The 24,510-nt window shown below is 41.3% G+C and carries 23 protein-coding genes; 2 read left to right on the forward strand and 21 right to left on the reverse strand.

Annotated elements, in window-relative coordinates:
* Positions 1 to 37 precede the first annotated feature (37 nt).
* From sugE to rpe, 6 genes are all read right to left on the reverse strand, one after another.
* Positions 38 to 355: a quaternary ammonium compound efflux SMR transporter SugE gene (gene sugE, locus FTU77_RS08880; protein ID WP_111884830.1), complete on the reverse strand. Its 318-nt coding sequence runs from the start codon at positions 353 to 355 to the stop codon at positions 38 to 40.
* 55 nt (positions 356 to 410) lie between these two features.
* Positions 411 to 728, reverse strand: coding sequence for a multidrug efflux SMR transporter (locus FTU77_RS08885; protein WP_180055580.1), 318 nt, complete (start codon positions 726 to 728; stop codon positions 411 to 413).
* Positions 729 to 1,028: 300 nt separating this feature from the next.
* Positions 1,029 to 2,057, reverse strand: coding sequence for a copper resistance protein B (locus tag FTU77_RS08890; protein WP_180055581.1), 1,029 nt, complete (start codon positions 2,055 to 2,057; stop codon positions 1,029 to 1,031).
* Positions 2,044 to 4,026, reverse strand: coding sequence for a multicopper oxidase domain-containing protein (locus tag FTU77_RS08895; RefSeq protein WP_180055582.1), 1,983 nt, complete (start codon positions 4,024 to 4,026; stop codon positions 2,044 to 2,046). Before FTU77_RS08895 ends, FTU77_RS08890 begins: the two co-directional genes overlap by 14 nt.
* A gap of 46 nt (positions 4,027 to 4,072) precedes the next feature.
* On the reverse strand, positions 4,073 to 4,534 hold the full coding sequence (locus FTU77_RS08900; protein ID WP_180055583.1) for a hypothetical protein: 462 nt from the start codon (positions 4,532 to 4,534) through the stop codon (positions 4,073 to 4,075).
* 668 nt (positions 4,535 to 5,202) lie between these two features.
* A complete protein-coding gene (rpe, locus tag FTU77_RS08905; protein ID WP_078192356.1) occupies positions 5,203 to 5,889 on the reverse strand; it encodes a ribulose-phosphate 3-epimerase in 687 nt (228 codons plus the stop codon).
* Between the two features lie 602 nt (positions 5,890 to 6,491).
* Here rpe and FTU77_RS08910 point away from each other — a divergent pair.
* Positions 6,492 to 6,788, forward strand: coding sequence for a DUF2218 domain-containing protein (locus FTU77_RS08910; protein ID WP_180055584.1), 297 nt, complete (start codon positions 6,492 to 6,494; stop codon positions 6,786 to 6,788).
* A gap of 31 nt (positions 6,789 to 6,819) precedes the next feature.
* Here FTU77_RS08910 and FTU77_RS08915 read toward each other — a convergent pair whose 3' ends face one another.
* From FTU77_RS08915 to FTU77_RS08955, 9 genes are all read right to left on the reverse strand, one after another.
* Entirely contained in the window at positions 6,820 to 7,881 is a 1,062-nt protein-coding gene (locus tag FTU77_RS08915; protein WP_180055585.1) for a M48 family metallopeptidase, read from the reverse strand.
* A gap of 14 nt (positions 7,882 to 7,895) precedes the next feature.
* A complete protein-coding gene (locus tag FTU77_RS08920) occupies positions 7,896 to 9,002 on the reverse strand; it encodes a YjgN family protein (RefSeq protein ID WP_180055586.1) in 1,107 nt (368 codons plus the stop codon).
* Between the two features lie 130 nt (positions 9,003 to 9,132).
* Positions 9,133 to 9,978 carry an S-formylglutathione hydrolase gene (fghA, locus tag FTU77_RS08925; RefSeq protein ID WP_180055587.1) on the reverse strand — a complete coding sequence of 282 codons (846 nt, stop codon included), beginning with the start codon at positions 9,976 to 9,978 and terminating at the stop codon, positions 9,133 to 9,135.
* A gap of 27 nt (positions 9,979 to 10,005) precedes the next feature.
* A complete protein-coding gene (locus FTU77_RS08930; RefSeq protein WP_180055588.1) occupies positions 10,006 to 11,397 on the reverse strand; it encodes a C13 family peptidase in 1,392 nt (463 codons plus the stop codon).
* 125 nt (positions 11,398 to 11,522) lie between these two features.
* Positions 11,523 to 12,341 (reverse strand): class I SAM-dependent methyltransferase, encoded by an 819-nt coding sequence (locus FTU77_RS08935; RefSeq protein WP_218947269.1) that lies wholly within the window; start codon positions 12,339 to 12,341, stop codon positions 11,523 to 11,525.
* The gene (locus tag FTU77_RS08940; protein WP_180008558.1) at positions 12,335 to 13,159 is read right to left on the reverse strand and encodes an undecaprenyl-diphosphate phosphatase; all 825 of its coding nucleotides are present in this window, start codon (positions 13,157 to 13,159) and stop codon (positions 12,335 to 12,337) included. Before FTU77_RS08940 ends, FTU77_RS08935 begins: the two co-directional genes overlap by 7 nt.
* Positions 13,160 to 13,171: 12 nt before the next feature.
* Positions 13,172 to 13,837: a tRNA (adenosine(37)-N6)-threonylcarbamoyltransferase complex dimerization subunit type 1 TsaB gene (gene tsaB, locus FTU77_RS08945; protein WP_180055589.1), complete on the reverse strand. Its 666-nt coding sequence runs from the start codon at positions 13,835 to 13,837 to the stop codon at positions 13,172 to 13,174.
* Positions 13,838 to 14,003: 166 nt separating this feature from the next.
* Positions 14,004 to 14,534, reverse strand: a complete 531-nt coding sequence (locus FTU77_RS08950) for a gamma carbonic anhydrase family protein (protein ID WP_078192364.1) — start codon at positions 14,532 to 14,534, stop codon at positions 14,004 to 14,006.
* Between the two features lie 36 nt (positions 14,535 to 14,570).
* Complete coding sequence (locus FTU77_RS08955) at positions 14,571 to 15,179, reverse strand: CoA pyrophosphatase (RefSeq protein WP_078192365.1); 609 nt, start codon at positions 15,177 to 15,179, stop codon at positions 14,571 to 14,573.
* A 126-nt stretch (positions 15,180 to 15,305) separates the two neighbouring features.
* On the opposite strand from FTU77_RS08955, the gene FTU77_RS08960 reads away from it, so the two are divergent.
* A complete protein-coding gene (locus tag FTU77_RS08960; protein WP_180009934.1) occupies positions 15,306 to 15,854 on the forward strand; it encodes an NUDIX hydrolase in 549 nt (182 codons plus the stop codon).
* 65 nt (positions 15,855 to 15,919) lie between these two features.
* Here FTU77_RS08960 and FTU77_RS08965 read toward each other — a convergent pair whose 3' ends face one another.
* From FTU77_RS08965 to FTU77_RS08990, 6 genes are all read right to left on the reverse strand, one after another.
* Positions 15,920 to 17,935: a hypothetical protein gene (locus FTU77_RS08965; RefSeq protein WP_180055590.1), complete on the reverse strand. Its 2,016-nt coding sequence runs from the start codon at positions 17,933 to 17,935 to the stop codon at positions 15,920 to 15,922.
* Positions 17,936 to 17,957: 22 nt separating this feature from the next.
* Positions 17,958 to 19,307, reverse strand: coding sequence for a putative pilus assembly protein FilE (gene filE / locus FTU77_RS08970; RefSeq protein ID WP_180055591.1), 1,350 nt, complete (start codon positions 19,305 to 19,307; stop codon positions 17,958 to 17,960).
* A gap of 14 nt (positions 19,308 to 19,321) precedes the next feature.
* Complete coding sequence (locus FTU77_RS08975) at positions 19,322 to 20,986, reverse strand: OmpP1/FadL family transporter (protein ID WP_078192369.1); 1,665 nt, start codon at positions 20,984 to 20,986, stop codon at positions 19,322 to 19,324.
* A gap of 12 nt (positions 20,987 to 20,998) precedes the next feature.
* Entirely contained in the window at positions 20,999 to 22,198 is a 1,200-nt protein-coding gene (locus tag FTU77_RS08980; protein ID WP_180055592.1) for a hypothetical protein, read from the reverse strand.
* A 60-nt stretch (positions 22,199 to 22,258) separates the two neighbouring features.
* Entirely contained in the window at positions 22,259 to 23,092 is an 834-nt protein-coding gene (locus FTU77_RS08985; RefSeq protein ID WP_180021447.1) for a C39 family peptidase, read from the reverse strand.
* Between the two features lie 197 nt (positions 23,093 to 23,289).
* Entirely contained in the window at positions 23,290 to 24,300 is a 1,011-nt protein-coding gene (locus FTU77_RS08990) for a DUF6160 family protein (RefSeq protein ID WP_180055593.1), read from the reverse strand.
* Between the last annotated feature and the right edge of the window lie 210 nt (positions 24,301 to 24,510).

The raw sequence follows: 24,510 nt of genomic DNA on the forward strand, positions 1-24,510 counted from the left end.
GAGATACTCCAAGCTCAAAATCGCAGCACTTCATTATTCAGGAGGACGATAATTTCATCAAGACCAGTCCTGAAATAATCAGTACCGCAGCTAGCATGCGCATGGCATTTGCAGGCTCACCCAATACAACGATGCCGAGGATAAATGAACCCACTGCACCAATGCCTGTCCACACTGTATAGGCTGTACCCAGCGGTAAGGATTTCATTGCATAAGACAATAAAGCAAAACTTGCGATCATGAAAATAATGGTCAAAATACTTGGCGTCAGTTTGCTAAAGCCTTCAGAGACTTTCATACAATAGGCCCAAACCACCTCAAGTAATCCCGCTACAATTAATAAAACCCAAGCCATATTTTTACCCATAAAAAAAGCACAGGGATCAATGACCGCTGTGCTTTAGAACATATTAACTTGAATATAATTTCATCAAGATTAGACCCGAAATGATCAGTACTGCGGCTAACATCCGCATGGCAGTTGCAGGCTCACCGAGTATAAAAATACCCACGAGGAATGAGCCAATCGCGCCGATTCCTGTCCAAATGGTATAAGCTGTTCCCAGAGGCAACGTTTTCATGGCATAGGCCAATAAACCAAAGCTCAGGATCATAAAAAATAAAGTAACTAAACTTGGGCCAAGTTTTGTAAAGCCTTCTGAGAGCTTCATCGAATAGGCCCAAACGATTTCAAAAATACCAGCGAATACTAGAACAACCCAGGCCATGATGCCTTCCTCCATATTAGTAGAGTCAGGTCGTCCTGACGATTTTTCTTACTGGCTTCGAACAAAGATGTAAGGGAGGTCGTTCCTCCGAATATTGTCTCAGTATAGCAAATATGCTGAATTTTAGTGCAGTCTTTACATTTTTTGACCAAATTCAGGGCGTTATTCAGTTAAGGAAAAAACTTGTGCAGATGAATTGCGCCAAAACATAGCATATCTTTTCAAAGGACAGATTCAGAGATAAAAAAGGCACCACCAAAACCAGTTGATGATGCCCTCTTTATTTGGTCTATTCGCCGATTAGAACTTCAGACGAAGTCCTGCGCCATACCACCATTGCTTTTCACTTCCAGTTTCAGCTTGCCGTGCCGAATGCTGATTTCCTTTTTCATAGCTGTAAGCAACATCAATAAATGGCATCAACTTTTTATTGATTTCATAGCGTGTTTCTAGCCCTAACCATACAGAACTGAGTCCTGTTTTTTGTGCATAGGCAGAATCATCACTCAGCACCACATCTAGGTTCAGATACGGCTTTAAAATCAATTTTTGCGTCAGCAGCAAATCACGTTCGGTTTCTAAAGAAAAACTGACCTGTTTATCTGCACCAAGATATAAATAAGCATCGGTTTCAAAGAAATACGGTGCCAGACCATGCAAACCCACCACAGCATCTAACTGTTCTTTGTCCGTCACTTGATGTTCATCGACCCGATAACGCGCACCAATTTGCGCATCCCAAAAGTCGGAGATCATACGGCTATACATCACTTGAGCCGCATAATCAGCGTCTTGAGATTCTGCTTTATCGGCATGTAGTTTGATGAAGAGCTTATTTTCATCGGTCCCGATTCGACTCTCAATTTCAGTCTTTAAACTTCCACGACCATCGGCATTATTGAGCCATCGACTGTCGATCTCAGTCGCTTGATAAATCTGTCCACCATGTTCACGCTTATGATCAACAGGATGCTGCGCAGAAGCAGCACGTGACGCAATAGATGATGCATTTGCATGTTCTGCATGTTCTGCATGTTCTGCATGTTCTGCATGTTCTGCATGTTCTGCATGTTCTGCATGTTCTGCATGTTCTGCATGTTCTGCATGTTCTGCATGTTCTGCATGTTCTGCATGTTCTGCAGTATGCTCTATCTGGCTCGATTCAATCGCTGTTTGTATCTCTTGATGCGACGAATCATGTGAGGAATGCGACTCATGTTGAGCTGACATCAGCATGCTGTGATGTGCATCTTGCGCCATGGTCATTTGAGTGACAGATGCCAAAGCTAAACCCAGTACTGTATATGTGCATGGTTTAATGATGCGCATGAGACACCTCCTTTTGCGGTACAGATGCCGTTTTCGTATTCTCTGCGACATTTGCGACCACAAGTTTATTCATCATCCCTGCAGACATGTGATACAGCAAGTGACAATGAATCGCCCATTCCCCTAATTCATTGGCCGTTAACAGAGCCGTCACTGTTTTCCCCGGCGGCACAATCACCGTATGTTTATTTGGCATTTCAGAAGACACTTGCCCATTTTCCAATTGCATGAACATGCCATGTAAATGCATCGGATGCGCCATCATGCTGTCATTGACAAATTTCAGTCGAATTCGCTCACCATATTTCACCTTTAGTGGTTCAGCTTCACTGAATTTTTTGCCATTCATGGTCCACATATAGCGTTCCATCGTTCCTCCCAAATGAATGACCAAATCTTGCGTCGGTTCACGTGTATCAGGCTGCGGGGTTAACGCTTTTAGATCACTATATTGCAGTGCCTTATCACCCATAGGTGTTGATGCATTGGCCCAACCCATAACCGTTGCTGAATTTTCAACTGCCTGCTTCTCCTCTTTAGACTGTGCATGCTCCATCGCTGTATGCATATCATGTTTCATGGATGAGTTTATTGAGGAGTGGTTCATAGATGAATGATCCATCATACTATGATCCATATTGGCATGCGCTGAATCAGACATATTCTGTTTATGCATATCTGGATGCTGCATAGTAGTATGCGCAGTCACTGGAGAATGGTCCATGTCATGTCCCATAGCGGCATGGTCATGTGCTTGATTCGTCTGAATCTTTGATGGATTGACAGTATGCGCGCTGTACTCATGAGCATTCGCTTGCTGGATTGCTGAAGTTTGGGTTGAACCTGTAGCCGTATGCTCCATATTGCTATGATCCATACCTGCCATTGAACCATGCCCCATATCTTCCATGGTCAACAAAGCGCGTGGTCGAGCTTTTGGCATGTGAATGCCTGAGTGCTGAGGCTGCGTTTCATCATGTAAAGTGCCTATCGCAAATCCTGTCCGATCAATCGATTCAGCTTCAATCTGATAGTGCGCAGATTTAGGCTCTACGATCACATCGTAGGTTTCCGCAGCACCAATTCGGAATTCATCCACAGCGACCGGCTTGACCGCTTGGCCGTCTGCACTGACCACCGTCATTTTGAGCTGAGGAATACGCACATCAAAAAACGACATGGCCGCAGCATTTACAAAACGAAGTCTGACTTTTTCATTGGGCTTAAACATCCCCGTCCAGTTCTGCTGTGGTGTTTTGCCATTCACTAAAAACGTATAACCCGTGACATCAGACAAATCCGTTTTCAGCATTCGCATCTGATTCCACATCGAACGATCTTTCCAAGTGTTTTTTAAACCTGTTCGTTGAATTTGTGTCCATACATCTGAAACTGTTTCACGCTGATTTTGATAGTATTCGGCAGACTTTTTCAGATTTGCCATAATCTGAGCGCTAGATGATTCATGAAAATCCGACAGCATGACCACATAATCACGTTGTGTCTGTTCATGTGCGGCAAGTGCTTGTTTACCTTTCGGATAAATTACCAAAGCGCCATACAATCCGTCTTGTTCTTGACCTTTGGAATGCGCGTGATACCAATAGGTTCCGCTTTGACGGACTTTAAATTTATAAGTAAAGCTACCATCAGGCTGTATTTCATTGAAACCATTAAAGCCGGGTACACCATCCATTAAGCCGGGCAGCAATAGACCATGCCAATGCACCGAGGTATTTTGTTTTTTGAGCTGATTATGTACATGGATGACCGCATCATCGCCTTCTTCAAACTCCAGTAAAGGTGCTGGAAACTGACCATTGACGCTGATTTTCTTGACCGCTTTACCAGTCAAATTGATGGTCTTTTCATCAATATTCAGATGATATTCTTTAATGGCTGCAAACGCCCACGTTGGAGACAGCAGACACACCCCGAGCACGAGGCATGATTTAGATAAATTAGACATGACTTAACCTTTATAAAATAACGAAAAAACGTATTTAATACTCAGGTTAAGCTTGCGGAGGTCTTAGAATTTCTTGCCAAAAGCCTTTTAAATGCTGTCCAGCAAAAATGAAACGAGGAGGTTCTGCATAGTGATGCACATGGAAGGTCTGCAATGCGACCAAGGCGCTATCGACATAAGAGGTACTGATTTGGCAATGTGCGAGTGTACAGTCCTGACAGTCTGTACTTTGTGTTGTTGAATGATGCACCTGACCATCTTGCAGTGCAGATGTCGCATCTAAAGATTGATGACAGTCCATCATTGAAATGACGTCAGGTGTTGCTTGCTTGCCATGATGTGCTGCATGCTCAGGAACAGCTTGCCGCTGATTTTGATGGCAATTTGCCATAGTTAAATGTGAAGGATCAGTATGTGCTGCATGAAATGATGCCTGATGGGCATTTGCGTTCATCATTTGTTGATGTTGAAAATTTTGCTGTGCACTGACCACACTGCTCCACCCCATGACGAACGCCATGAGCCAAACAAAGCCAAGATGCTTACGCAAAAAATTGAACAATTTAGTACCCTAATTCAACCCAATGATGCACTGTGACAACATGTCCCTATTAACACATCTTTAAAAACATCACGCGATCGGCTCAGCCGAAATCTGCATGAAACACCATGATGAAGTTATTTACGATTCAAATGCAATTACATGACATTCGTATCAACATGACATGCAGCTGGACCGATTTATCCATCATGAAAAATACATTCAGAAATATCTAAAAGCATTATCCAGTGCGATCGATGATGTGTTTTGCCAGTCGCAGCTTATCTCAATAGTTGCTAACAGCATAATTAATTGTGCAGTTATTCACAACAGTTTTAAATTTATTGCGCTGTCATAAAAATCAGCGTATATCGTCCAGTTAAAACATAAAAGTTATTTTTTAAACTGATTAATTATTTACCACAGATTAATAAATACACAATATTTCAAATACTTTGACCCATATAAAAAGGACTCAATTGAGTCCTTTTTATACTTAATACGTCTAATTATTAAACCATTGATGCACAATCGTTTATAATTTATTCAAGTTATCCATATACTTATCTACACAGATATCCATACGGTTATCCATAAAGTTATCCACAAGCCATGAATAACTTATACCCAAAGGCTTAAGCCTCTTGAGCATGCACTTTTGCCAATTCAGAACGCATGTCATCAATCACAGCTTTATAATCAGGCTTACCAAAAATCGCTGAACCTGCAACGAACATATCTGCACCTGCTTCAGCAATGTCACGGATATTGGCTGGGGTAACACCACCATCCACTTCTAAGCGAATATCACGGCCTGAAGCATCAATAATTTTTCGTGCTTGACGCAGCTTTTCTAAAGTCATTGGAATGAACTTTTGACCGCCAAAACCTGGGTTCACACTCATCAACAAGACTTGGTCAACTTTATCTAAAACGTAGTCTAAATAATGCAAAGGTGTCGCAGGGTTAAACACCAAGCCTGCTTGCGCACCACCAGATTTGATTAACTGTAAAGAGCGGTCAATGTGGTCAGTCGCTTCTGGGTGGAAAGTGATGATATCTGCGCCAGCTTCTAAGAAATCACCAATCATACGGTCTACCGGTGAAACCATTAGATGCACATCAATTGGCGCTTTAATGCCGTATTTTTTCAATGCCTTACAAACGCCCGCACCAAAAGTTAAGTTCGGTACATAATGATTATCCATGACATCGAAATGAACAACATCTGCACCTGCTTCTAGAACATTTTCAACTTCTTCACCTAAGCGCGCAAAGTCTGCTGACAAAATTGAAGGTGCGATTAAGAATGGCTTGGACATGAAAAACCTAGCTTTGAAAAGGGAGTGATTGACGCATTATAACAAATTGTCCCCCTATTCGCTGCCCACGCCCTCAGTCGTTTTTTCGATACTGATGATTGAGATCTCTATAATAAAAAAACCTAGGATTAACTGATGTTACGCAGTAATATCAGAACCGAAATTTGATTCAAATAAAAGAACGATACGCGGTAACGTCATCCGCAATTGTTTGAGACAGCACGACTAATCAAAAATGTTTTTGCAATACTTTAATTAAATAGACGCTAGAAAGCGAGTTTTGCGGTGAGGAGCATTGCTCTGCAAGATGGTTTCCTTGCGAAGCTTCGCTTCTCATTTTGCCTAATGAGAAACATCGTTTCGTAAGAGTACCTCCAGCCGAAGGCTAATCCCTTTATTTAAGCCCTAGATGTAAGACTCCGTCGAATTGACTTAAATATCATTTTAAAAATGCAAAATTATTTTTTGCGTGCGTAACATCAGTGATTAATATGGATAAAGATCTCAGGGATAGAAACACAGCGTTGCATATTTAGACTTAACGAGCATCTATGTACTTTGCTAAGTTAAAGGACTGACGGCTTAATAATAAAATTGCATCTATGAAAAGTTCAACACACATCACCACCGCCCAAGCAGCGCGTGTTGCTAAACGCCTAGTCAATCATTGGAAACATAAATTTGAAGTCAATGAACAGCTCATTGGAGAAAATACTGCATTCAAGATTCAACTACCCTCTGCAGAGGTCAGCCTTCTACCACAAGCTGCATTTTTAGATGTAGTAATTTCAGCCCAAGATCCAAGTGCAAATCTAGATCAATTGGAACATGTGGTTTTAGATCATTTAATCCGCATGGGACAAGAAGAACTCAGTGCAACATGGCAACGCGAACCGTAGTCTACGTCGCCATATTGTCAAAGCCTTTCACTCAATGCTGATGTGATTGATAATTTCTAACTGCATCAATACGAGCTTTCGTCGCTGGATGTGACTCAAAGAAGTCTGTCCAAGATCTCTGATCTTTGGCAGTTTCATCCCTTGTACCTTTCTCTTTTGCTGTTTCACCATCAGCTTCATCTTCCATACGTTGTAAGAAGTTTGCAAAATGTGCCGTTGGAATTTGATGTTTTGAAAGTTGTTTTAGGGCATATAAATCTGCTTCAGATTCAAAATCTCGAGAGTAACTCGCACCCACCGCAGCCACCGGCAAACTGGTAAGAATGTCAGAGCCATCTCCTGTAATCATCAACAAAATAATACTGATGCCTAAACCTGACAAACTTTGCTGCAAACTATGGCGTTGAACTAAATGCCCCTGCTCATGTGCAAGTACACCAATTAACTCATAATCATTTTTCGCTAATTTAACCAACTCATCTGTCACGATAATGGTGTTATTGGGTATCGCCAATGCATTTGCACCGATGCTGCCACCACCGCGGAATAACAACTTCGCAGGACGATTTTCAGCCACCAATTGTTGATATTCTTGCTTCAACTTATCTTGGCGTGCTTGTGGCAATTTTGTGGGTTCAGTCATATCAATAATATATTTTTCAGCCTGATCGCCCCAACTCTTTAAAGCTGTCTCAGGCAGTTGATTAGCCACCACATGCGACGCCGCAGGTATGCCCCATTTAATCAATACAAAAGCAAACGCCACCACGAAAATCACACTAAAAATGATTAGAGAAGGTGAACGCTCTAACTTCCAAATCGAATGCAAACGCGACTTTACGTCGAGATTGAACCACTCTGGCAAAGGCTGATGAAACTCTAAACGAGCATCGTCCTTTAACTCGATCACCGGCTGAATATCACCTAAAGCACCGATCAGCGTCATATCTTGATAGGTGTAATGCTGCGTTTGTTCTAGGTCTTGACCATAACGCACAATCACAGCATGTTCCCCATCTGCGCTGATTTGAGCAACAAAGGGTTTTGACACTTTCCCATCATAATAGGTTGCATTCACTACTGATGTTTTCATGTAATTCACCTGCGTTATAAGGAAATATCTAGGTCAAAAATATCGGATAATTCTTCAGCAATCGCATTGTGATCTTGCTGCATTTGATTGTGTAATTGGTCAGGATCATCGACCAACATTAAATGCAAAGATTCAGTCTGATATTTATATAGTCGTACAACTGCCCATGGTGTCAGTAAACCGAGGCTAATCACTTTAGCCAACCAATTGCTCAAGACAATCCATGCATAGCGCCATTGATTACAGTCCGTATGAAACTGACTGCGGCTCAACGTGGTGTTATTCCAAGTGGTAATAAAAATACGTGCAGCCGTGAGTGGCCAAATGAACATGTAGCCAATCAAATACATCCCAAAAATGATGAAAACATAAGATGCGTCATTTAAACCATCTGAACTACCAAACAGTATCGCAAAGATCACTGCCAGCAATGCACCAAAGCCCATAAACAGAAATAAAGGCACATACATGGCACGCATATAATCGCCCCAAGTATTATTCAGATTAAATTTCAACTGACCCAGATACAAATGATTCAGACATTCACGTTTATATAACCAGACCGCAACTGGCGTAAACAACCCAAGTGTAAAGACAATGACCGCAAGACATTTGACAAAGCACCAATACGCGCTTTTATTCGTCCCAGAAAAAAAGAATCGGCTATTACTGAACTTACTGTTACGGGCACGGAAACGAATCGTAGATCGAATAAGCCAAGGAACCGCGAAAAAGATCAGGACAAAGCCCGCTAAGAAAGCTTCCCAAGAATATTTTGCAGCAAAAGAGAAACCGCCATAGACCACTAACGCAATGATTCGTCCGACTAAAATTTTTGTAGGCAAACCTGTAAAGTCAAAACGACGCTGAAATACCCAAGTATTACCATAAAAATAACGTAAACGGCGGACCTTTGCCCAAGGCGCATAAAGTCCAAGCGTGACAATCGTCAGTAAGATATTCACAATCCAAATACCGAAATATTCAGACGCATTACCTTTAAACCTAAAATGATAATTTCGTCCCAAAACATCAGCCTGTTCTGTCTCACCAAATAGACTCGGTGAATTCATCACGGGCAGCTCTGGCGGAAGCGGCGTTTCCATTTGTGAATTTTGCATAAGTACCCTAAATTATTTTTTTTGGTATGTCGAATTTATTCATTTGCATGGCAATGCTCATCACCATGCTTTATTTATACGTATATTAAAGCAAGCTATGCCTCAACAATTTTAACCACTGGCTTTTAGATTAATGAACTACTGTTTGCAATTGGACAGCGTGAAATTGCAAATGATCGTCCATAAAACTTTGAATAAAATAATAACCATGATCATAGCCTGCATGTTCACGCAGTTCGAGTGGCTGCCCAACTTGCTCACACGCTTTCTTAAACAAAGCTGGATTTAACTGGCTATAAAATTGATCATCAATACCTTGGTCAATCAAAATGGCTTTAAACAAAGCCCCTTTGGTTTGCACTAAAGCTGTAGCATCGTGCTGAAGCCACTGCTGACGGTCTGAACCTAGATATTGATTAAAGGCTTTTTCGCCCCATGGACACTGACTCGGCGCACAAATCGGTGCAAAAGCAGAAACCGATTTAAACAGGTCAGGATGCTTCAACGCTAAAGTTAATGCACCATGACCGCCCATACTATGTCCGAATATGCCAATCGCACCTTTTTGTACCGGAAATTCTGCCTGTACCAGCGAATACAATTCCTCAGTGATAAAACGTTCCATTTGATAATGCTCGGCCCAAGGTTGTTCCGTTGCATTAATATAAAAGCCCGCACCCTGCCCAATATCCCAATGATCGCCTTGCGCCACCTGTTCCCCACGTGGAGAAGTATCAGGGCTGATTAAAATCAGGCCAAGCTGCGCAGCTAAACGCTGAGCATGCGCTTTAATAGCAAAGGTTTCTTCAGTACAGGTTAATCCCGCCAAATAAAATAATGCAGGACACGCTTGGCCTTGCAAGGCTGTTTCTGGCAGAAAAATACCAAACTTTGTTGGGGTTTTTAAACTTGAAGAATCCAATTGATAAATACGCTGCTCACCCGAGAAACAGGCATTTCGTTGTACTAATTCCATGATCTTTATCCTAAACTTTTTTATCTTTTAAGGCGTAACCGTCGTAGCCGGTGAAGTAGTCGTCGGCGGGAACAATCGTTGTTCTAATTGAGGCAACATTAATGCCATGTTTTTCCCCATCGACCACTGCGGTTCAGAAGGTTCGAAACCTTGCGCTGCTTCCCATTTCGCTACAGTCGCTTTGGTTTCATTAAATGCCGCTTGAATACTGGTCTGCTCACGCATCGCCTGATCAAAGAACGCACGACCAAAATAGGTGTATTCAGCTTCATTCGAACAGCCAAAAGACTGACGATCTGCTGCCGATGCAGTAATGATTAAAGTATTATCATTTTGCAGTGCTGGAATAAAACTTCCTGAATAACATGAAGAAATGACAATCACACGCCAACGAATTCCGGATGCATCCAAGGCTTCTTTTAACCATTTAGGATCGACTTGCGCCAAATCCAAAGGTGCATTTTCCATTTCAAAGACATTCGGTAAACCATGTGAGGTCATATATAAAAATAAGACATCACTTTCTCGGTTCATCTGTTGACCAATACGACGCAGCGCCAACTCCATACTGGTTTTAGATGCCAGCGGAATTTCAGTACGCGTTGCGGGGTTATTGATAAGCTCAACCGAACGCCCATAGGTGCCAAAACGTGTATCAAACTGTTCTTTAATCCGTTCAATTTCCAGTTTAAAGACATCTTGATAACTCGCACCTGCCACCCCTAAGAAGTACCAATGGGATTGGGCAAATTCACCATATTCCACTGCATCCAAGGATTTATTGAGTAAACGGCTTTGTGCATAAAATGCATCTTCAGCAAAGCTTGGAGGAACTTCTTCAACTTTCCAAATCGGCTGATCTTTGACTGAGACTTGCCACACGACCAAAGTAAATAGCGTCGCACCCATAATCAGTGCACGCTCCCACCATGGCCATTTCAGCTCACGTGAAAACACCCAAACGACAGCCAAACTTTGCCAAACAAATAGAATAATGAATAACGTTGGAATGTAGTCATACAGAAAGTATGGGAGAAAATCGAGATCTCCTAAATATTGAATCAAACATTGAAACAACATGATGTGCGTATCAAGCACCAACCAAAGCAATGCAGGGACCAACATTAACCGTGGATTATTTACACGTTGTGATAGGAAAATCCCCACAATTAAAGCAATAAATGGCCACAATGCATAACTTATAAGACCTTGAGCGTTAAATTCACCAATACGCCCCGTGCTCAGCCAACTAAATAAACTGTTAGCACAACCACCTAAAATCCCCCAAAACACCAATTGTAAAATCGATGGACGAACGATTTGTAAAGAACGACGAGACCCAAAAAATAACCACATCCCCGCAGTTTGGTTGCTTTTAAAATCATGCCAAAAATTGATGGAGGGTTTGAAATCAATCATAGAGTTCTAATGGTGGCCTTGGCTCGCTTAATTGCACAAATAATTTTATGCCTGATGTCGTTTTTAGCAATGCTATTTTTTAACTATATAACAAATCTTTGAACAATATTGAAGCAAATATCATTTTAAGTCACAAGATCATGTTGGAAATATGCATCAAAGCGACAAGCATCACCTTGCCACTGATGTTGCGGCTCTTGATTCGCTAAAAAAACCGCCAATCGTGGACGTTTAACCACGACACGTTTAGCAATTTTTTGTGCTAAATCCAGTAAATTATCACCTAAATCCATCTCACCATCTTCAGGTAACAGCAAATGCAATAATTGCATTTGTTTTTTGACCTGAGCTTGCTTTTTGACGGCTTGCTGGTTTTGATCTCGCTGCGGAAACATCGGATCGAGATAAACCACGTCAAAGATTTGATTGGTCGTCGACAAATGTTTCAAATAATCTGCCGAATCTGAAAAGACCAATTCAATTCGAGCTACAACCGAACTTAAAAACGCATCTTGCTGCGCACGTTGATGTGAGTCTTCCAATAGGGTAAATAAAATTGGATGACGTTCCACAAGGGTCACATGGGCACCCAAATGGGCCATCAATAAACTGTCGTGCCCTAGCCCTGCGGTTGCATCCACAAGTTGTGGTTTTTCAGCCAAATTACACGCACGTGCAATCATCTCAGACTTTAAGGATGCTCGCTTTAAACGCCCAACTTCTGCTTTCCAATCGGGTTGCATCTTCATGCCATTGGCCGCCAACCACAAACCATCTGCATCGACACACAAACTGAGTTCAGGGTTTAAACGTAAAAAACGCGCGTTTAATTTTTCAATCAATTCAATATTTACAGATACGCCACGTGAAGAAAGCACAGCAGAATACTGCTGTGCTTTCTCATGAAACTCTTGTTCTGTGTATAAGCGGATTTCGCTTACCATAATTTCCAGCCTGTAAATGCGAACAATAAAATCAATAAACCTGAAACAATTCGATACCATGCAAAAATCATGAAATCACGTTTTGCCACATAAGCAACAAGCGCACGAATCAAAAGTAATGCCGAGACAAACGAAACGATTAAACCAACGGCAATCACAGTCCAATCTTGAGTGCCTTGAAATACATCATAGCTTTGATATAAATCCAGCAAACCTGCACCGACAATAACAGGAATACCCAAAAAGAATGAAAACTCAGTGGCTGCTTTACGAGAAACACCTAAGAACATGGCACCAATAATGGTCGCACCTGAACGTGAAGTCCCTGGAATTAAAGATAAAACTTGAATTAAACCAATCCAAATCGCATCTTTAATGGTTAAATCTTCTACTTCTTTGGCACGCACCTGCGGTGGATTTTTTTCGATCCAAATAATGATCAAACCACCAATAATCAACCCCATAGCAATCGCAATGTTATTGAACAGCAGTTCTTTCACCGTCTGACCAAATGTCAAACCAATCAACACGATTGGAATCGAAGCGAGAATTAAGCCAAAACCTAAACGGCGACCTTTTTCTTCACCCGTCACCATACCGGTTGCTGCGCCCCACAGGCGGCCCCAGTATTCATAAATCACCGCAGCAATCGCACCCATTTGAATTGCGATCACGAAAACATCACTTTTTTCTTTGGTCCAAAAGTTCATTAATTCTGAAGCCAGAATTAAATGCCCTGTACTTGAAATCGGTAAAAATTCGGTAATACCTTCAACAATACCCATGATTGCCGCTTTGAGCAGCAGTAGAAGATCCATATATAACCCTAATTATGGCTTGCCTTGTTCTGAAATTTTCTTCCAGGCGTTATCTCGTAAATATACGGGCAATGCATGTTCAGCACTCACCCATGCTTTTCTTTGCGTCGCTTCGCGGGCAATAGTAGCAATATCTTGTGCTGTTGCACTTAAGTCTTTGTATTGTGTTTGTTCTGATTGAATGAGCTCGCTACCAGAACCCACGACGGTAAATTTGATCTGTGGCGTGGCATCTGCGTAACTTAATAGTTGTTCTTCATCTACAGCTTGCATAATGCCATTGGCATCGAGTTGATAACTGGCGATATACACTTCTTGCATGCGAGCATCAAGGACTGCTGTTACTTCAGTCAAACCATGTAGACGATGCGCCGCTTGAGCCAAAGCTTGCAAAGTCGATACTGGAACAACAGGTACGTCATTGGCCCATGCCAAGGCTTGTGTTACCGCTGCATTAATACGGACACCACTAAATGAGCCAGGCCCACGACTAAAGGCAATCGCAGTTAAATTCGCTAACTCAATAGCAGTTTGATTAAGCCCTTGCTCAATCATTGGGAGAATGGTTTGCGTCTGCGCTTTTGCCCGTAAATCGAGTTGAAAATAAAGCTCTTGAGTTTCATCTACAATCGAGACGGAACACTGCTCATTGGCAGTTTCCAATGCCAGTAATTTCATGCGCAACCTTAATTAATTAAATTTAATCTTAAAAAACGTTGAATATAATACTCCACTCCATCGCAGTTCGCGAGATGTTCCACCACAGACTCAGCGCTTTCTGTCTTTAAGCCATAAAAAAGCCTCGACAAACTTCGAGGCTTTTTTGCTTGCCATGTATAGCGTTCTAAAGTTCAGCGACTTCGAGTTGAGTAAAATGTTTAAAATGAGCGGCATAGTGCATGGCACTCATTTTTAGACGTGCTTCCGCTTGTTCATCTAAAGTCTTAACAACTTTACCCGGTGACCCCATCACAACAGAGTTATCCGGAATCACCTTCCCTTCTGGAATTAAAGCATTTGCACCAATGATGCAATTTTTACCAATCACAGCATGATTTAGAACCACGGCATTGATTCCGATCAGACTATTATCACCTACGGTACATCCGTGTAGCATGGCTTGATGCCCAATCGTGACATAATCACCAATGATCATTTCAATGCCCGCATCGGTATGCAGCACCGCATTTTCTTGTACATTGGTAAAATCACCCAGTTTGATACGACTATTATCCCCTCGGATGACGGCTCCGAACCAGACACTCACTTCTCGGCCTAATTCAACTTGGCCAATGACCGTTGCATTTTCTGCAACCCAACCATCCCAAGGTTGATGCGTGGCTTTCGGGCTATATCCTTGAAATTTGTACAACATGATCAAACATCCTATTTTGACTTTCTAAATAAAGGTTTATGGCTCACGGCCCAAATGAAATGAAGGAGAATTTAATAAAAAAGGCCATTCTTTTTGATAATTCAGACCATATTGAAATAAGGAAATCAGCATCCGTGCAGTCAAGCCCCATACGATTTCGTTTTCGATTCTTAAACTGGGAAAATAAAGCGATTGCTGGGCAAAACGAACTTCATACGGCGTTGGTGGCGTTTCTAAAAGCTGTCTTAATGATGCAAAAAAAATACGGTCAATTTCAGTGGGTTGAGGTATCAAATTTACGTCAGGCGGGATCAACCCCACGATCGGTTTAACCAACATCCCATTCCGTGCTTTTTGCATCGGTAAATCACCCAAAAGCTGCACATCAAATGGATTTAGAGCGGTTTCTTCTTGGGCTTCTCTTAACGCCACCACGATATTACTGGTGTCTTGGGCATCACGTTTGCCACCGGGAAAGGACACTTCACCGGCATGATTATTCATATAGAGTGAGCGGCGGGTCAATAAAATACGTGGATTATCTTCTTGGGTAATCGCAATCAATACAGCAGCATGCGCAGGTTGAATACGCTTAGAAAAACGTAAACTTTGCTGCAATCGCTGAGTCAATAAACCCTCATCCATCCACATTACATCCTTATAATTATCTTGTTTTCATCATAGCTGAATTTCGGCCAAGCTGGTTAGAAATGATGCCAAAGTTTTATTTTTAAGTTATTCTGACGGTTCACACAATCCATGACGATGAATATGAACTTTTGCTCAAACTGCGGACAAAAAACAAAAGAAGCGATCCCGCTTGGAGATCATCAGATACGCCGTATTTGTACCGCATGTGGGTTTATTCATTATGTGAATCCTAAAGTCATTTGTGGTGCTTTAGCCGTTTGGGACAATCAAGTTTTACTTTGCCGTCGTGCGATTGAGCCACGTTATGGGCTATGGACATTACCTGCTGGCTATATGGAACTCTATGAGACGATGGAGCAAGGTGCAGCGCGTGAGACTCGCGAAGAAGCTGAAGCAGAAGTCAATATTGAGCAACTGTATTGCATGTATAACATTCCCCGTATTGGGCAAATTTATGCCTTGTTCAAATCTGAACTAATCAATGGTGAGTTTGGTGCGGGTGATGAAACCATTGAATCTCGATTGTTTAGTGAAGAAGAAATTCCTTGGGATGATTTAGCCTTTCCAAGTGTGGAAAGAACGCTGCGGCATTATTTTGCTGACCGCAAAACAGGTCAATTTGAAATGCATCTCGAAACCCTTGGTACGCGACTCGATCACACAGGTTAATTTGCTGGTCTCTTGATTAAAAAACCCATCATAAGATGGGTTTTTATTTTACTCATATTTAACGATTATTTTGCCTTGATGGTGTAACAAGGGGCTAAATCTAAGGAAATATCACCGCCACTTAACTTCGCCGTTTGAGCAGCTGCAGTATCATTTGGATTTTTTAAGCTATAAATATAACTAAAGCTGGCCAAACTATTCCCCCATTTCACCACTTTATTATCCGAATCTGTCAAAGCAACGCCAGAGGGACGTGTGCCTGCATTGGCATTGATCATATTGTGTAACTGCACTAAAGCACCGCCCACAACCATTGAGGTGTCCGCTGAAGTTTTCACACTTGAGTTCATTCCAATTAACGCGCCATCAAGGGTATGGAAATATGGGTCAGCTAAAATCATACGAATCGAAATGGTATTTGGATTGATATTTCCTTCAGGCGTAAAGGTACGGGTTGTCGTTCCGATACGATATTGCTGTACACCTTTATCATCTTTCATTAACAGTGGATCGAGCACATCTTTTCCGCTACAGCCTTCCGTCGCGTGTGTAGACAAATCGACAATTTGACTATCTTGACGAGTAAATACATCATCTGGCACGCCAGATTTTATATTTGTGCGAATATCACCATTACGGTCAATCACCACACCCAATTTCACTGTTTTAATCGAAGTATCGGTAAATTTAAAGGTTAAATCTGCATACAAGGGGAAGATATAATTTTGTCCAGTAGCAACATTTTCAACAGACTTAAAGACTTTTTTGTCTAAATACGATAACGGATAAAGCTTGTATAAATCCATCGTGCCTTTAAATTGCACTTGGTTAATGTTTTGCTCCCAAAGACCTAATTTTTTCTTATCATCGGCCGTCAGAACGTAATCATCTTTTTTAGCCATTAACGTTTTATATAAACTTCCACCTGTACCGACCACCATTTTGTCGGCAAGTAGCGTCCCTTGTTTAATAATCAGAGGGCCAGAGTTTGCTTCTTCTGCATCAAAACGGAAACCCAGTATGCCAGGTTTATCAATTTGCTTGGTAAGCGGATCGATCCAATTGTCCTGTGGCGTTGCTGTTAAACGTGTTGGTCGAACCTGCGTCAAGAGCAAGACATTCACACCACCAATGGTACTCAACTGTTGATCAACTTTGCCCTTCCACTGTAAACCACTACCAAAGGTCATACCTTGGCGGTCCGTCATTAACATGAAATGACCAAATAAATTGACTTTTGAACTATCGGTCGGCAAACATTCATTTTTGTCACAGCCGACCAGTCCATTTGAACCACTGGCATTGGTAATCACGCCATCAGTTGAAAATAACGCAAACTCAGGCTGATATACCGCAGCCGTTGAGATATTCATGAGTTTTGAAACTAAGGTAAATGCATTTTCATTGCTGACTTCGGACAGGTCTAGCCAAGGTATAAACAGGTCATTAAATTCCGTATCTGAACTGATACTGAAATCTGCTGTCGCGACATTCCGCGTGATTTGATCAATCAAAACTTTATCTGCATTGTTGATATAAACCGCTTGGATGTCTGTAGCTGTAACTGCACTATTATTTTTCAATGCCAAGGCTTGAATGATTTTGGCTAAACGCATGGCCACTTTAACCGTTGCGTCGCTATTTGAAATCGTTGCAGCAGGTTTACCCGCGATGCCGGCAGCCAAATCCAATAAGGTCAAACGTGGGGGTGTCGTGCCACTGGCTACATTTGAAATTTGCTTCAAATCCACTTTACCCAAATCAATTCGACGTGATTTTTCACCTTGGACAAAGAAAGTTACCGTATCGCCAATCTTACAAGCACCTGTCGAAACACCCTCTTTTAGATCAAACAAGGTAATATAGGTATTTTTAACGTCGCTCGAACAATTAAAGTTCAGACCTTCAATTGGATAATCTAAAACAAACTCGACACAGCCTTCGGTATTACTTTTACAAGTACCATTAGTCGTACTGGTATCATAAATTTCAGGATTCACATTTGCACTTTCACCGCCACAGCCACTGAGCGCTGCAACCAATGCCGTTAAAGCAAACGGTAATAAAATTTTATTTTTCATCCTAATTCTCTTTCTTATGTCCTTAACGGATTGCTGTTAATTTAAGTTGGCCTTGATTGGTTAATACGCGGCCATCGACGTCTATTGCTGTTGCTAAAGGCGTTAAGAATAAATACTGGCTACCTTTAGGCACTTGAATCACGCCTTCTATTTTTTCATGATAAAGATGATCCGCTTCACCTTGGTTATTTTTAAATCCACCTGCGCCTTCCATGACACAGCCATTTCTGTCTAAAAATACCGCAAATGGCCAATAAAATGTAGGACTTTGTACTTTGGATGCAAATGAATGTATACGAATATTTTGTAATGGTGATTTTAGTTTTACGACTTCATAGTCAAATTCGTCCGACAACGGTGCTCGAGGCCATAAATTAATATCTTGAGCTAAGTCGAGCTCTTTGGCTTTCTTCATTTTTTTATTCGAAAAACATTGCTGACCTAAACCTTGAATGGTGTCAGCTTGTGAGACCCGATAATACGATGTGGCTAAAGTGATTGGGCCTGTATCTTCGGGTTGATTGCGTTTAAATAAATTATCAATGACGGAGCGACTGACACCTTTTTCACGTTCAATGGTTTGCATCCGCGTTTGCCCCATCTTGCTGTCAATAACGCCTTCGGGCATGGTGTAAAAGCGCTTTTTGCCTTCTAAGTTAAACTCTTTATCTTCAAGATATTCATTATTGACATACTTTTCACCAGCCATGGTCGAAAAGCCTTGCTCTTGTTTTGCCTTAGCCGATTGTTTTGAAGGATGATTTTCTAAGTTTTCACCTGAAGATTGTACGGATTGATCAGTGCTGACTACTTTCTCAGCAAGGATCTTTTTCTCGACGACAGGTTTATCTTTTTCAGCTAGAACTTTGGACTGATACGCTTCACGAGGTTGGGTTAGCTCTGATTGCTGTAACTTCTCTGTCCATGTTGTTGAAGGTAAGACTTTTGCTGAAGTATCTGACGCTTGTACTGACTTTTCAGATTTGGGAACTTTATCACCTGAGACGTTTTTAATTTTATCTACTGTGACAGCTTTAATTTCATCCCGTTTTTCCGGCTCACGTACACTTAAACGTTGAGACTTCAGTGATTCAACAGTCTGTGCTGTTGGACTCGTTTGACGTGTTATCGGTGTCTTGGTTTGAGACGGACTAATGCTTACAGATGGTTGAGTAATTTGTTGTATAGGTTGAGAATCAATCGTTTTTGCAGTTGGACTTTCTTTAGATTTCTTTGCCGGTTTTTCTTGCACTTGTACCACCATTGGGCGCCCATCTGGCCCAATAATGGTATGAAACGCCCCAGCGTTGGTATACGACACTTGCACCACAGACAGTGCAAGTAACGTTTTTATGAATAAAATCCTTTTCATTCTGTCTGCTTATCCTACCAACGAGTTCTGTAATTTAATCCTAGGATGGTGATTTTCGTATCGGTTTTTACATTCAGTCCAGCATATGGGTTTAAAAGTAAGTTATTCACACCGGTTAAGTTTGCAAGACTACTAGTATTCGCTGGAATGTTATCTTTACTGCGTAAAAAGCCGATTGATAAATCTAAATCCGTATCTGCATCAAAACGATATCCAATCCCCATACCAAAGAGCTGCGCACCATTAATTGGGACCATGGTATTTCGCTTACCATCAGGAATAGACGTACTCCGTGGTTCATAGCCTGCACGTAGTTTCAAACGATCTGTTGCAGAATATTCAATACCAATACCCCAGTTCCAAGGCGATGTAAATTTCAAAGGTAAGGCCAAAGAATTATCGGTCACATTTTCAGATAATAATTTTGCAATTTTCAGCGCTGAAATTTGACGGTCGAATTCAAAACGGAATTTGTCCCAAGCACGATAATCGGTCCAGCCCACATCAAAATTGATTTGTAAATCAGGCATGACCTTATATTTGATCCCGGCCTGTACATGCTGTGGATATTCAAAATCCATCGAAACTAAACCCGACTCCGAGTTTGGCACGGCATTTGGGAAACCTAAAATTGCAGCTAAAATTTGACCTGTTGGTGATGACATTAATCCCTTAATCATCTCCTGAGGCGCTTTTGCATTATGAATGCGATAACGGCCTTTCATGCGCATTTTCGCAGCGCTTTGGTACACCATACCAAAACTAAAATCTTCGCGTGGCTCCCACAAAACCCCTAAGTTATAACTTGGGCTCAGCGACTGCTCTAAAGCCAATTCCATCTGACCAAATTTACCAAATGGGTTCATCCCTTCTTCGGTATTACACATCCCCAATAGCAAGATGTCGGTAATAATGTCCGAATTTTCCTTGAATGGCGTACAGACGACCTCATCAATCATCCTTAACATGCCGATCAACTCATTAGGAAATCGTAGATCAGATTTCAATCCAATGGCTTGATAGGACATCCCGACACCACCACCAATCGATAGCTCATCACTGACTTGATAACCTACAGTTGGCGATAGATAAGTAATACGCTCTAGAGCAACTTGTTGCCCCATGAAATTACCCGGGTTACCATTTTCAGCACCAAAACCCGCAATCAAAGGTGCATAAACGGCTGATGCAAATGTTGCTTTTGAACCCGGTGGATTGTAGGCAATCCCCATCGTTGGCGCGGCAATGGGTTGTCCAGCACCAAAATCCACCATCTTTTTTAAGACAGGTACATATAGGGATGCATATTCAACATCACCAGAAACCTTATCTTTAAAGTCCGTACAAATATCTGCCGTTACTTCAGGGCCATCATTACAGACCATTGGATCATCAGAATAGCCAAAGACGTTATAACCCGCAGGAACGGTAAATTCACGTTGAATATCAAAGTTTGCAATGATCCCCTGCATATCGGTTTGCAAACCTTCAATTTTGGTTAATGCTGCAGGGTTAAAATGCACGGCACTAATCCCCGGAGGATCAGCAGTCACAGCATTACCTAATGCAAGTGACCTTACATCAACTGAAAGGTTGGTACCCAATTGTGCAAAAGCAGCACTAGAACAGCCCGTTAAAACGATCGCACTAACAAGTGGGCTGAGTCGAATTTTACGCATACGACAGCCCTCTTAACGAAGTTTTTTTCCAAAACCTAGAATATCCAACGGGAAAGACAACCCTAATGACACATCTGGTGCATCTTCAGTTAAACCTAACCCCACCGTACCATTCACAATGGTCTCTGGAGATACACGTACACCTAAAGAAATCGCTAGAGTTGAACTGGTTTGGTCTGCAGGTGAATAGGATTCGCCACTGCTATACGTAAATTCTGCGCCGGTATTGAAACTTTGTTGATATGACATGGTAAGGGAAACATCGTAGTTAAACGAGTATGCAAAACCGAATGCAAAACCGCCACTAATCCCCGGTTCAAACTCTTCAATGACTCGCGAACCACGACGTTGGTTTAAGTCAGTTTCTTTGAAACCATAGTTTGCCGAGACGGATGCAAACAACACAACGGGATCAATATATTTACGTGTGCTGGCACCGATACCTGCAGAATAGTAACCTTTACCTGTTGCTAGATCATTTACAGCATTAATTTCGTATGGACTATCACCAGTTTTCGTGGACAAATTACCAAATAAAATAAGAGGCAAACGACCTTGCTTCAGTGGGAATGGTTCCCAGCGTGCGCCTAAAGAAATATCCCCTAAACCAGCAGTTGAAGTATCTTTTAATAAATCAGTTTTTGCTACTAAAGGCACAGATGCAGAGAATGTCAAATTGTCCATTACACCGTATTGCACGGTAAATGTATTGGTCATTGAGTGTGTGGCATTCTCTTGTACACGGAGTTGATAAAGTTGGCCTTGTGCCATTTCCATATCAAGTTGAGTATCACGGTAATAGGTATAATCGATATCGTAAAAAGATGATATTTCACCTTTTTTAATCAATGAATACTGACGTTCATTCGAGCTAAATACTTCCTGTAAGTTAGCTTCTTGACTCGCATCACCCTCTTGCTGTTGAAGTGCTGTCGATGCCTTTTCAGTGGCAGTCGCACTTTCTACTGGTGGTACCTCAGCTTGTACTGGCTCTTCAACAGATTCATACTGTCCAATTTCTGGCTCGGCAGCAGCTTCTTGTACAGTATCAGCCTGGGTTACAGCAGTAGGAGATACAGACTCTTCTACTGCTGTCTCTTGTTCAACCGGATCATATTCTCCAAGGCTTGGCTCTTCAGCTGCATAGGCAACCCCCATCACCACCTGAATACTCATGGCTAGTAGTGTTTTGTTCATCCATTTACGATTCATGTTCCTTCCCACCGTTTTTATTTTTTTAATCCTGACGCTTTGTTATACGCATTCATCTAATTATTTACTCTTATAGTAAAGCCTTAGAAAGTTGTAATTCGATTTACCATATGATTCCGACTCTTCATTCATATTTTTATCAAGTCGTATCGTAGATGCCTTGTCTGCAATTTTTTCCATGTAAAACTGCGGATATTGAATATCAACCAATGCATAACGGTTCACGGTTGCATCTTCAACATGTCGCAAGTCTGAATCTTGCAAAGCCAATAAATTTTTACGTTGCTCAGGCGCAACATTGATTAAAAATAATGTGTTGTTTTCCCATATTTCTTGGAATCGAACTTCATCGAAACTGATATTGCCCAGTGCTGGATCTGCAACATAAACACGCCCATCTTTATAGGCTTTAAACACCACAAAATGTTTAAAACCAGCATATGAAATGGGAACAATCGCAGGTTGGCCTTGCTTAACTAGATCTGAAAACTCCCCTTTGTAGCCCCCACTTTCTAGCCCGACAGCAGCGACAAAACGTTTCATGTCTAATAAGGAGAAACTTCGACGTTCGATAATTTTTTCAGTTTCACCAAATTTCAGCAAACCATTCATGGTCTGTTGCTCAGTCAGCTGTGTACCTACATAACCATTTAATAAAGTAGTTAAGGCCGCCGAACCACAACTGTAGTCGTAGGCTTGCCGAACGATGCCTCGAAATTGATCTTCTATGGCAGGTTTAATTTTTACAGTTTCACGGTGCATCCGAGTAAAGGAATCATTTCGTGAATCCAATGTTTCGGTATAGTGAACTGTTCCCACTGGCTTTTCTTTTAAATCAAAGGACTCTTTGGCAAAGTAATACATCAATGCCGAGCCTACAGCTATCTCTAACATATCTTCTAACTTTTAGTTATCGGCAATGATGTGCCTTTTTTCATTATTTTTTAGAGCTAAAGCTCTACATCCATGTATTATGCAAGATACCTTTTTTTTTATAAAAAAACAGCATTTTTTTATGCTTTATTGGGTCATTCCGCACATTTTTGTAAAAAAAAGCGCGTGATCAACACGCGCCTTATTTTTGCTCTAAATTACTTACTAGAAATTGTAATTACAGAACCTCGAGTATAAGCACCTAAAGAAGGGCTATAATATGTCTGCAAACCTTGAACCTCGATATCACCAATTGAACCAGCATCACGGCTACCTAAATGAACACCTCTCACATAGTTATCAATTGGTCCAGAGTTGCTTACCATTTGAATATAACCATTGTTTGTGCCATCTTTACCATAAACACGGACATCTTGGTTAATGGTTAAATCAGATTTACCCGCATCAGCAACTTTGATGCTTTCGATAAAGATTTCACCCGCTGCACGGTTAGCCACACTTGTGCCATCGCCCAAACCTTTTTTAGTTGATGCATCAAGGATACCTAGATTTTTAATTTCTAAACCACCAACCATTGTCGTACTTAGTTTAATCATTGCACCTTGTGGAGCAGCACCTAACTGAATATTCGCTGTCATCTTACCTGTTTTCAAAGAAAGACCAGATAAAATTGCGTTGTAGTTTTTATCATCACCACCGCGGCGAATACTCGTCGTACTCGCAGTTCCTGATGCAGTTACACCAATTTCACCGATATTAATATCTAAACCAGACACATCTGCTGCAATATTAATGAATGCACCATTTGTACCAGTACCTGCATCAGTGTCGATACGTAAATCAGCTAAATTACCTGTAGTTAAAAGGTAAGCACCACCGTTATCATAGTTTGCACCAATGACTAAACCTTTATCTTTAACAACATTAGTTTCTTTACCACCTACCAATACTGATTGACCATTTCCCTTAATAACAATCGCTCCTGCATTTGGAGCAATTCCTGTAGTTGCATCTTTAGTCCCATTTAAACCGTCATTATCGTGAATAAAAAGTTTATCGATTTCAATTTTTGAAATACCAATCCCGATGTTAATACCATCTTGACCAGTGGTAGAACTAAGTGCAGCATCGTCCATTGCTTGCATAGCCATAGCATTCGCACTAAATGCGATTGAAGAAACTAGAGCTAATTTAGTGAAATTTTTCATACGGTACTCTCCCAAGAGTATTTATTTTTTTTTGATTTTCAATCACTCGATTTATTCAGCTGTAATATTATTTTGTGACAACTGTTAAATCTTTCCTTGAGTTGTTTGCTCGCTCGATTAAATTATATCCAAGCTGAAATTTGTTCAACTGTCGTTGGTCGCAATCTAATTCTTACCGATAAACGGTATTTGCAAACCAAATGAATTAGG

The sequence above is a fragment of the Acinetobacter sp. YH12142 genome (assembly GCF_013418435.1).
In the GTDB taxonomy this organism is placed as follows: domain Bacteria; phylum Pseudomonadota; class Gammaproteobacteria; order Pseudomonadales; family Moraxellaceae; genus Acinetobacter; species Acinetobacter amyesii.